We start from the raw sequence: 10,381 nt of genomic DNA, 5'->3' as shown, positions 1-10,381 counted from the left end.
GGCGGCGCTCGATCTCATAGGCACCGAAAGGGTTGTGGCGAACACCTGTCAGCCCAGATGCATTCCCCAGACATGCCTCCTGCAGCCTACAAAAATCCCAGACTCTTCCTACGCCTCGGGACTGGCAACTCCACCCCCTGCGAAATACCCTACAACCTCTGTCGACACGCGTCTGATTGTTCCTGCAAATCCCGCACTCTAGGCTTTGCCCGTCGCTGACGGTTCAGCGATCGGGTGTGGAAACCTGGCAAGATATATGATGATTGTTGACACGACAGCTGTACGCGGGAGGCCTTCGGGCCTACCGGGTTCATCATATGCCTGGTTTTCCACCCCGTGTGCAGCTGTCACCCCAATGTGTGGAAACGGACGGGTGGCACATAACTCATATGATGACCATTCCATGACCGACGAAACCAAAACCACCCCCGGCATTACCTACTTCTACCAAGGCGAAGGCCAAACCCATCCGCTGTTCCGTATCGCTGAGGGCATCCCCTGCCGCAGCGCCCGCGAGCAAGCCTCGGAGTTGATGGGCTATGCACGCGACTTATCACTGACCGGTTTGATGGATGGCGATCAGCAGATGCTCTGGGCATCGCATTACTTCGCAGCCATGGCCAAGGCGTTGCTGGATGATGCCGAGTTGGGTTTGCTGCGCTGATCCTTGTATTGGCTGGGCTGGCCCTTTCGCGGCTAAAGCCGCTCCTACAGGGATTGTGCATGCCTCAGGTTATGCAGAATGCCTCAGGCTGTGCACAACTCCTGTGGGAGCGGGCGTGCCCGCGAACACCGGCGCAGCCGGTACCATACAATCAGTGGCAAACCGATCTTTACGTCATTTAGTGGTTGGCATAATGAGAAATTAGTGCAAGTAGAGCGGCGGAGGGCGACCAGCTGATAATTATCCATAGCCCGTTTGCCCAAGTAATTTGAGCGTTCCGCAGACCTGTTGGGTCACCTTCATAAGCGTTGGCTGCTTGCTGAATTTGCACCAGCGCTACCAAGGTTAAAGTCGCAGACGTGACCAGAAGCGCGAGCGGCAGCATGAACATGTTATAGAGCGATTGGCTATCCTCCGGCTGGTCGGGTGCCCAGAATTGCCAGCTCACGAAGAGCAGGTAAGGTACCCAATATCTCAATGTCACTCCAAGCGCTGTACCTTCGACGGTCAGATCCAATTCTTTGCTATAGGTGATTGCTCTTTTCATTAGGGGGTAAATCAAGAAAGAGCCAAACACGCCGCAGAGCAACGGGATTAGAGTGAACCCGCTTTGTCCTCGGATAAGTCTCCAGTGGCAATAGCTCCAATAGGGTATATAAAGGCCCCAGGTTAAGCAGGTCATGGTGATCAGCTTCGATGTAGAGACTACGTGAAGTCGGTGTTTTTGAATGCGCTGGTTTGCTTGAGGTTCGGTGTTATATGAAAGATTTGAGTTCATCTGTTTTGTCTCTCAGTCTAGCAGTTTCATCAGGTAATAGATGGCTATCCAAGCGATGCCAATGGTGTTTAGGGATGATGCAATAAGAATTTTTCTTCTTAACTTCTCAGGGAATTGTAAATGGTCTTGCTCATCCAATAGCCCGCTGCGAATGCTTGAGGCGGGGGACCCAATGGCGCCAGCGATTACAGAAATAACTAGAACTCTGGAACCTATTTTTTTCTCTCCCCACATGCCGGTCGCAAATGGAAGGCACGCGCTCCGTTGGAGTGCTGAGGTCATTTCTTTATATTGGCGAGAGCACGCAATGTGAAGGTCAGATACAAGCCCGATTAAGGCGAGGCAGATAGGAGTGCCTAACAGAAATAGTCTTAGTTTTACGTCGAGGTAATCAATCATCTCCAAAAACCTCGAAGACTAATTCTCCGAACTCCTCACCCGCTTCCATACCACCGATGCTGCCGGCCAAGGCGCTTCCACCAGTGATCACTATTCCGCATGCTACGGCGTAGGGTCCGACTCTCCAGCAAACCTTCGCAGAGATTCTGCCCGCAATTTTTCCTGCCAACCAGCCACCAGCTAAGCCACCGGAGAAATTACCTGCCTCAGAAACGCTGACTTTCTTACAGGCATTTGTGTTGCCCTCTTTGCACACCTCTGAAATTCTCAGGGCAGATCCGCCACCGCCAATAGCAATGCCAACACGCCCTCCGGCTTTTAAATATTTAGCCAGCTTGGCCAGCTTGTCTAAGTGTGTCGAGTAGCCAGGGATATGTGTCGGTCCTCCCGCTTTGCTCCAGTGGTGCACCAAGCTTCTCGAAGAGATTCCCAAGTCCCGGCGCAGACTTTCATAGTTTCCGAGATTGAGGTGTTTTTTTAGAAGGGTCGCATTCAAGTTTGCACTCAATTGCGTGAACAGCTTTTGACGTTCTGCAAAGAACTCAGGGTGCCGAAGATGTCCGTGCTTGACGAATTGGACTTTATGGAGCTCTTCTATTTTTTTCAAAATGGTGCTGAGTTCATCCAGCGACTTGGCAACCATCGCCTCGCTCACCCCCATCGCCAGGCTCACATCGCTGAGCAACGCAGCAATCTCGGCTTGATGGCGCATCATGAATTCCGCCTCTTCGGGCGTCAGTTCCGCCAGTGCTTCACGAGCTTGTTTTGCTGCACTCATCGCAGACAGTTCTTCCCGAGTGCACACCGGGCGCCTCAAACCATCGCCAATGACAAAGATCTCGCCCGCCTTGAACCCCTGCTGATACGTCGGGTTCAGCCGCTCCAGAATTGACCGAGGCAGGTTGGCCTGCGGCGCGCCCAGCTCTGCCAGGACTTCCTGGTATGACATGCAGCGCGGAACGATGTAGAAGCCGGGCTCCATGCCTTGAGGAGTGGGCGAGGGCTGAACCACCTCAGGCTGATAGGTACTTCTTATTGTGTTACCCGTCCGGGCCTGTGCTGGTGCCTCACGAACAGGCTCAGATGCGGGTGCCCCGCGCGAAGCCGGAGGTGCGTACCCATTTGCAACCAGGCGATTGCTGCCCTGTGGGCACCCGCATTGCACCAGTGCTCCGTCCAGAGCCGTGGGAATACCATCCTGTCGCCAGCGGACTTCGCCCTCGACGATGGTGCCCGCTTGTCCACATAGCGGGCAGGGTGTGGTCGGGTCGCCTTGAAGCAGCCAGTTGCGGCCATGCACACGGCCCCTGGCTTGGCTGGCAATGCAGATGGCGCCTGTGGTGGTTTCGTCACCGTCCAGGCCTTGGTATCGGCCGAAGATGTTCATGCGCATGCTCATGGCTCGCCTCTTTTTCAGGTGGAAGCCAGGAACCTAGCAGGCGGTTGGCGGGTATTTTCGGGGTGGCGGGGGTTTAGGAATGGTCCTACAAGGAATAGAGATTTGGACTACGTCATTTTATTGATGGCAATGCCGGCCTCTTCGCGGGCATGCCCGCTCTCATAGAACAACACATAAATCATTGATTTAGCAGGGCTCTGTGGGAGCGGGCGTGTCGAGGCGTCGAACCGCCGCGAACACCGGTGGAGCCGGTGCTATACACCGCGTTGGCAGCTTCGCGGTACTGACAAAGCCAGTCTGTTGCTTGTACCGGCCTCTTCGCAGCACAAGGCTGCTCCTACAACGGACGCGTCAGGCGAGCGATATTTGTTCTCTGCGCGACAGCGCAGCCCAAAAGGGCTGGGCAATCTCCCACGGGGGTAGCGTCCCGTCCTGGCTGGCGCCATTCCTGTAGCGGTTATGGCCTTGCTCAGAGACCTTGAGACCTGCGCGGTCGGTGTGGGAGCTGGCTTGCCGGCGATCACCGGCGCAGCCGGTGCCATACACCGCGTCGCCTGTTTCGCGGGCACGCCCGCTCCCACAGGGATGGTGCTGGGCCTAAGGTTGGCGCCACTAAATCACCCCCCCGCACCTTCGTCTGACAGTTACCGCTCGACTGCCAGGACACCGCTCGACATGAATGCCGACCAAACGCTCAAGCTCGCCCGCCGCTTCATCGAACTCAGCCCCGACAAGCGCCGCCTGTTCCTCAAGGCGCTGCAGGGCGAGGGCATGGATTTTTCCGTGCTGCCGATTGCGCCCGGGGTTCAGGTGGCCGAGCGTGACCAGCTGTCGTACGCCCAGCGGCGCATGTGGTTCCTCTGGCAGCTCGACCCGCAAGGCGCGGCGTACAACCTGCCCATGGCCGTGCGCCTGAATGGCCCGCTGGACCTGGCCGCCCTGCAGCACGCCTTCGATGCCCTGGTGGCCCGCCACGAAACCCTGCGCACCCGCTTCGTCGCCGACGGCGATGACGTGCGCCAGCAGATCGAGGCCAGCGCCGCCCCGTTGCAGCTGCACCAGGATGCCTTGGCCGGCCTGGACGAGGGCGCCCGTCAGGCCGCCATCGAAACCATCGCCGAAGCCGAAGCCCTGGCCCCCTTCGACCTGGCCAGCGGCCCGCTGCTGCGGGTGCGCCTGCTGCAACTGGCCGCGCAGGAGCACATCCTGCTGCTCACCCTGCACCACATCGTCGCCGACGGCTGGTCGATGAACGTGCTGATCGACGAATTCCTGCACCTGTACGACGCCGCCGTGGCCGGCAACGAAGCCAGCCTGCAACCGCTGCCGATCCAGTACCGCGACTACGCCCTGTGGCAGCGCAGCTGGCTTCAGGCCGGTGAGCAGGAGCGCCAGCTGGCCTACTGGCAGGCGCGCCTGGGCGATGACCATTCGCCGCTGGAACTGCCACTGGACCGCAGCCGCCAGGGCCGCCCCAGCTATCGCGGCGCACGTCACGAGTTCCCTATCGCTGCCGATGTCGCCGAACGGCTGCGCGGTCTGGCACGCAAGCATAACGTCACCCTGTTCATGGTCCTGCTGGCCGCCTTCAAGCTGCTGCTGCAGCGTTACAGCGGCCAGTCGGCGATCCGTGTCGGCGTGCCCATCGCCAACCGCAACCGCACCGAAAGCCAAGGGCTGATCGGCTGCTTCATCAATACCCAGGTACTGCACACCGAAATCGACCCGCTGCTGGACATCACCGGCCTGCTTCAGCGCGTGCGCGAAACCGCCGTAGGCGCGCAAAGCCACCAGGACCTGCCGTTCGAGCAACTGGTCGAAGCCCTGGACTTGCCGCGCAGCAGCGAGAGCCCGCTGTTCCGCGTGCTGTTCAACCACCAGGCGCAGGTGGCGGATGTGCAAGCCATCGAGACCCGCTCCGGCCTGAGCCTGGCGCCAGTCGTGCTGGCAAAGCACAGCGCCCGCTTCGACCTGGCGCTGGACACCCATGAGCGAGCGGGGCAGCTGCACGCAGCGTTCACCTATGCGACCGACGTGTTCGATACGGCCACCGTCGAAACCCTCGGCGAGCAGTGGCTGGCCCTGGTACAGGCATTGGCCGACGAAGCGGGTGGCGCAGTCGGCGAGCTGCCATTGCCAGGCCTGGCCCCTGCCATTGGCGCGCCTGCGCAGGCTGACGCAACGCTGCTGGTTCACCAGCGCTTTGTCGCCGCCGCCAGCCGCCACCCCGAACGCACGGCGGTGATGGCTGCGGGCGAGCAGGCCAGCTTCGCCGAACTCGATGCCCGCGCCGAAGCCATTGCAGGCCGGCTGGTGGAAGCCGGAGCAGGGCCGGACACACTGGTCGGCGTGCTGGCCGACCGCAGTGTCGGCATGCTCGCCAGTATCCTCGGCGTGCTCAAGGCCGGTGGCGCCTACCTGCCACTGGAGCCCGAGCAGCCGGCCGAACGCTTGGCCTACATGCTCGCCGACAGCGGTACGCGCCTGGTACTGGCGCCCGGTAACTGGCAGGCCGAACTGCCCGAGGGCGTGCAGCGCCTGGACTGGGCGCAAACCGGCAATGGCAGCGCCGCGTGCATCGCCCCGGCGCCGGCCAACCTGGCCTACGTGATCTACACCTCCGGCACCACCGGCCAGCCCAAGGGCGTGGCGATCAGCCACGGCGCCCTGGCCAACTACGTCGAAGGCATCGCCGCACGTTTGCCGGTCGAGCGTATCCGCAGCATGGCCCAGGTCTCGACTCCGGCTGCCGACCTCGGCCACACCATGCTGTTCGGCGCCTTGTGCGGCGGCCACACCCTGCATTTGCTGCTACGCGAGCAGGTGCTGGATGCCGAAGGCTTTGCGGCCTACCTGGCCGAGCACCAGGTAGACGCGCTGAAGATCGTACCGTCGCACCTGGAGGCCATGTTGGTGGCTGGCCGCTCGGCGCTGCCGGCCCAGTGCCTGGTGCTCGGCGGCGAGGCCATCAGCCCGAGCCTGCTGGGCAAGGTCCGCAACCTGGCCCCGGCGCTCAAGGTGTTCAACCACTACGGCCCGACCGAGACCACCGTCGGTGTGCTGGTCGCCGAACTGAACGGGCAGGCCAGCCTCGGCCAGCCACTGGCCAACACCCGCGTCGCGGTGTTCGGCCGCTGCCTGCAACCCCTGCCGGCCAAAGCCAAGGGCGAGCTGTACATCGGTGGCGCCGGCCTGGCCCGCGGCTACCTGAACCGCCCGGCACTCACCGCCGAGCGCTTCGTTCCCGACCCGAACGGCCACGGCCAGCGCCTGTACCGCAGCGGTGACTGGGTTCGCCAAGGCAGCGACCTGCAGTTCGCCGGGCGCATGGATGGCCAGGTCAAGGTCCGTGGCTATCGCGTGGAACTGGCCGAAATCGAAAACCAGCTGCGTGCCTTGGGCGGTGTCGCCAATGCCCTGGTGCGCGTGCATGGCCAGGGGCCGCAACTGCAACTGGCTGCCTGGCTGGTGCCCAGCCAGATGCCGGCCGATAGCCTGGCCTGGCAGGAATCGATCCGCGCCAGCCTCAAGCGCCTGCTGCCCGAACACATGGTGCCGACCCACCTGATGGTGCTGGAGCACTTGCCGGTCACGGTCAACGGCAAGGTCGACGTCAAGGCGCTGCCGGAACCTGCCGCCACCCAGGTGGCCTATCAGGCGCCGCAGACCCCGCTGCAAACGCAATTGGCACAGATCTGGGCGCAAGTCCTGCAAGTACCGCAGGTAGGCCTGGGCGACAACTTCTTTGCCCTGGGCGGCCATTCACTGCTGGCCACCCAGGCGGTATCGCGGATACGCAAGCAATTGGGCGTGGATATTCCGCTGCGCAGCCTGTTCGACACCGTCGACCTGCAGGCCTTTGCCCAGGCAGTGGCCGAAGGCGAGCAGGGCGCAGGCCTGGATATCGAAATCCTCGATCGCCAGCAACCGCTGCCAGTGTCCCCCTCGCAGAACCGCCAGTGGCTGTTCTGGAAGCTCAACCCCGAAAGCCTGGCCTACAACACGCCGATGGCCGTGCGCATGCAGGGCCACCTCGACCACTGCGCCGTGCAGGCTGCGCTGGATGCCTTGGTAACCCGCCACGAATCGTTGCGCACGGTGTTCGTCGAGGCCGACGGCCTGCCTTGGCAGCGCATCCTGCCGGCTGCCACGGTACCAATCGGTTTCGAAGACCTCAGCGGCCAGGACCACGCCGCGCAGATGCGCAAGCTGGAAGCCGAAGCCTTCGTCCCGTTCGACCTGGAGCACGGCCCGCTGCTGCGCGCACGCTTGTTCAGGGTGCATGCGCAGGAGCACCTGCTGTCGCTGACCTTGCACCATATCGTCTCCGATGGCTGGTCGATGAGCCTGCTGGTGCGCGAGTTCGCCGCCGCCTACAACGCCGCCGCCACGGGCCAGGCGCAAGCCGTCGAGCCGCTGCCGGTGCAGTACGCCGACTTCGCCGCCTGGCAGCGCAAGTGGCTGGCCGAGGGGCAGATGCAGGCGCAGATCGACTACTGGAAGGTCCGCCTGGAAGACGACTTCGAAGTGCTGGAACTGCCTGCCGACCGTATTCGCCCGCAGGTCAAAAGCTACCAGGGCAGCCGCTTCGACGTGCGCCTGCCACAGGCCCTCACCGAGCGCCTGCGGGCACTGGCGGTGGCATCCAACGCCACATTGTTCCATGTGTTCCTGGCGGCCTTTGCCATCGTGCTGTCGCGCTACAGCCGCAAGGGCACGCTCAACATCGGTGTGCCGGTCACCAACCGCAACCGCCTGGAGCTTGAAGGGCTGATCGGCTTCTTCATCAACGTGGTCGTGGCTCGTATCCGTGTCGATGGCAGCCAGCCGTTCTCGCAGCTGCTGGCGGCGATCAAGGAGACCACCCTGCAGGCCCAGGCCAACAAGGATGTGCCGTTCCTCGAAGTAGCCGAGGCGCTGTATCCGGAGCGTGACCAGGGTGTGAACCCGTTCTTCCAGGTGCTGTACAACCACCTGCGCGACCTCGGCGAGCAGGTGTCCAGCGATGCCCTGCACGGCCTGCAGGTCAAGGAAGTGGACCTGCTGGAGCCGGGCGCGCAGTACGACATTTCGCTCAATACCCTGGAGCGCTCCGATGGCGTGACTGCCTCGTTCAACTATTGCACCGACCTGTTCGATGCCGCACGTATCGAGCGCATGGCCGGGCATTGGCAAGCACTGCTGGAAGCCATCTGCGCCGAACCACAATGCTGCATTGCCGAGCTGGACTTCCTTGGCAGTAGCGAACGCCAGCAGCTGACCCACGGCTGGAACCCGGCGCCCCAGGCTGGCAGCGGCTTGTGTGCGCACCAGCTGCTGGCGCGACAGGCCCACGAGCGGCCGGATGCGCTGGCGCTGATCTTCGACGACCAGCAGATGACCTACGCCGAACTGGACCGCAGCAGCAACCAGCTGGCTCACCGCCTTCGGGCGCTGGGCGTGGGGCCGGACTGCCTGGTTGGCGTGGCTGTCGAGCGCGGCCTGGGCATGGCCCTGGCGCTGATCGCCATTCACAAGGCGGGAGGCGCCTATGTGCCGCTGGACCCGGACTACCCGCAAGAACGCCTGGCCTACATGGTCGAGGACAGCAATATAGGCCTGCTGCTGGCCGATGCGCCCTCGCGTGAGCGCCTGCAATTGGGCAAGCAACTGCCCTGCGTGGTACTGGAGTCGGGCACCGAGTGGCTGCAAGCCTGGCCCGCCGAACCGCTGGCCAACCTGGCGGCACCGCACAACCTCGCCTACGTCATCTACACCTCCGGCTCCACCGGCATGCCCAAGGGCGTGGCCATCGACCACCATGCCCTGTCGCTGTTCTGCCAGGTGGCCGGCGACTATTCGCGGCTTACCCCGGACGATCGCGTGCTGCAGTTCGCCACCATCAGCTTCGATGGCTTCATCGAGCAGTTCTTCCCGCCGCTGGCCCAGGGCGCCTGTGTGGTGCTGCGCGACCTGCGGCTGTGGGACACCGCCACCCTGCTGGACGAGATCAACCGCCACGGCGTGACCGTGGCCGACCTGCCAGCGGCCTACTGGCGCCTGCTGGCGCTGGAGCGCCGCCCCCCCGAGGCCTATGGCCGGCTGAAGCAGATTCACGTGGGGGGAGAAGCGGTGCCGGAAGATGCCCTGCGTGCCTGGCTGGCCGATGGCCCGCCAGCAGTGCGCCTGCTGAACACCTACGGCCCGACCGAAGCCACCGTGGTCGCCACCACCTACGATTGTTCGCAGATGACCGTGGAGCAGATCAGCCTGGGCGGCGTACCGATCGGCCGTGCCTTGCCGGGGCGTACCCTGCATGCTCTGGACGATGGCCTGGCGCCGACACCGTTGGGCGTGCCCGGCGAGCTGTTCATCGGCGGGGCAGGTTGCCTGGCGCGCGGTTATCACCAGCGGCCGTCACTCACCGCCGAGCGTTTCATCCCCGACCCGTTCGACCCGGTTGGCGGTGGCCGCCTGTACCGCACCGGCGACCTCGGCTGCTACGACGAAAACGGCCAGCTGGCCTATCGCGGCCGGGTCGACCACCAGGTGAAGGTGCGCGGCTTCCGTATCGAGCTGGGCGAGATCGAGCAGTACCTGCGGGCGCACCCGGACGTTCGCGAAGCCACCGTGCTGGCCATCGACCTGCCCGGTGGCAAGCAGCTGTGCGCCTATGCGGTGCCGGCCGAAGGCTACCGCGGCGATCTGCGCCAGGCCCTGAAGCAGTACCTCAAGGCCAGCCTGCCGGACTACATGATCCCGGCTTACCTGGTGACCCTGCCGAGCATGCCGCTGACCCCCAGCGGCAAACTCGACCGCAAGGCGCTGCCGCTGCCCGACCCGAACCAGCCACAGCACGACTACCAGGCGCCGCAGACCGAGCGGCAGCAGCAGCTCGCGAACATCTGGGCGCAGTTGCTTAACGTTGCCCGGGTCGGCCTGAGCGACAACTTCTTCGAGCTGGGCGGCCACTCCTTGCTGGCGGCCCAGGCAGTGTCGCGGATCAACGTCGAGCTGGGGCTGGACATACCCCTGCGGCTGATCTTCAGCCACCCCGAACTACGCGCGTTCGCCCAGGCACTGGACGAGCAGGGCCTGTCGCTCTCCGACGATGGCCTGAGCGATATCGAACACATGATGAATGCATTCACAGAGGCCTGAC

The 10,381-nt window shown here is 63.1% G+C and carries 5 protein-coding genes; 2 read left to right on the top strand and 3 right to left on the bottom strand.

The genetic code is table 11. The features are described 5' to 3' along the window. Nucleotides 1-403: 403 nt before the first annotated feature. Complete coding sequence (locus tag RR51_RS26315) at nucleotides 404-664, top strand: DUF3077 domain-containing protein (protein ID WP_039615212.1); 261 nt, start codon at nucleotides 404-406, stop codon at nucleotides 662-664. A gap of 178 nt (nucleotides 665-842) precedes the next feature. Here the strand turns inward: RR51_RS26315 and RR51_RS26310 are convergent, their stop codons facing one another. The 3 genes from RR51_RS26310 to RR51_RS26300 all read right to left on the bottom strand — a co-directional run bounded on the left by RR51_RS26310 (nucleotide 843) and on the right by RR51_RS26300 (nucleotide 3,240). Beyond that, nucleotides 843-1,211 (bottom strand): hypothetical protein, encoded by a 369-nt coding sequence (locus RR51_RS26310; RefSeq protein ID WP_052261130.1) that lies wholly within the window; start codon nucleotides 1,209-1,211, stop codon nucleotides 843-845. Between the two features lie 243 nt (nucleotides 1,212-1,454). Next, nucleotides 1,455-1,841: a hypothetical protein gene (locus RR51_RS26305; protein ID WP_039615210.1), complete on the bottom strand. Its 387-nt coding sequence runs from the start codon at nucleotides 1,839-1,841 to the stop codon at nucleotides 1,455-1,457. After that, nucleotides 1,834-3,240 (bottom strand): PAAR domain-containing protein, encoded by a 1,407-nt coding sequence (locus tag RR51_RS26300; RefSeq protein ID WP_082044768.1) that lies wholly within the window; start codon nucleotides 3,238-3,240, stop codon nucleotides 1,834-1,836. Before RR51_RS26300 ends, RR51_RS26305 begins: the two co-directional genes overlap by 8 nt. Nucleotides 3,241-3,915: 675 nt before the next feature. Here RR51_RS26300 and RR51_RS26295 point away from each other — a divergent pair. Continuing rightward, the gene (locus RR51_RS26295; protein WP_039615209.1) at nucleotides 3,916-10,380 is read left to right on the top strand and encodes a non-ribosomal peptide synthetase; all 6,465 of its coding nucleotides are present in this window, start codon (nucleotides 3,916-3,918) and stop codon (nucleotides 10,378-10,380) included. The last annotated feature ends 1 nt before the right edge of the window (nucleotide 10,381 follow it).

It is taken from the genome of Pseudomonas sp. C5pp, assembly GCF_000814065.1.
GTDB classification, from domain to species: domain Bacteria; phylum Pseudomonadota; class Gammaproteobacteria; order Pseudomonadales; family Pseudomonadaceae; genus Aquipseudomonas; species Aquipseudomonas asiatica.
The sequence above is the reverse complement of the archived record's forward strand: the minus strand, read 5'-3'. Positions and strand labels throughout refer to the sequence as shown.

Coding starts and splice junctions, on each gene's coding strand:
- RR51_RS26305 (WP_039615210.1), bottom strand. CDS start 1,841: ATGATTGATTACCTCGACGTAAAACTAAGACTATTTCTGTTAGGCACT.
- RR51_RS26310 (WP_052261130.1), bottom strand. CDS start 1,211: ATGAAAAGAGCAATCACCTATAGCAAAGAATTGGATCTGACCGTCGAA.
- RR51_RS26295 (WP_039615209.1), top strand. CDS start 3,916: ATGAATGCCGACCAAACGCTCAAGCTCGCCCGCCGCTTCATCGAACTC.
- RR51_RS26315 (WP_039615212.1), top strand. CDS start 404: ATGACCGACGAAACCAAAACCACCCCCGGCATTACCTACTTCTACCAA.
- RR51_RS26300 (WP_082044768.1), bottom strand. CDS start 3,240: ATGAGCATGCGCATGAACATCTTCGGCCGATACCAAGGCCTGGACGGT.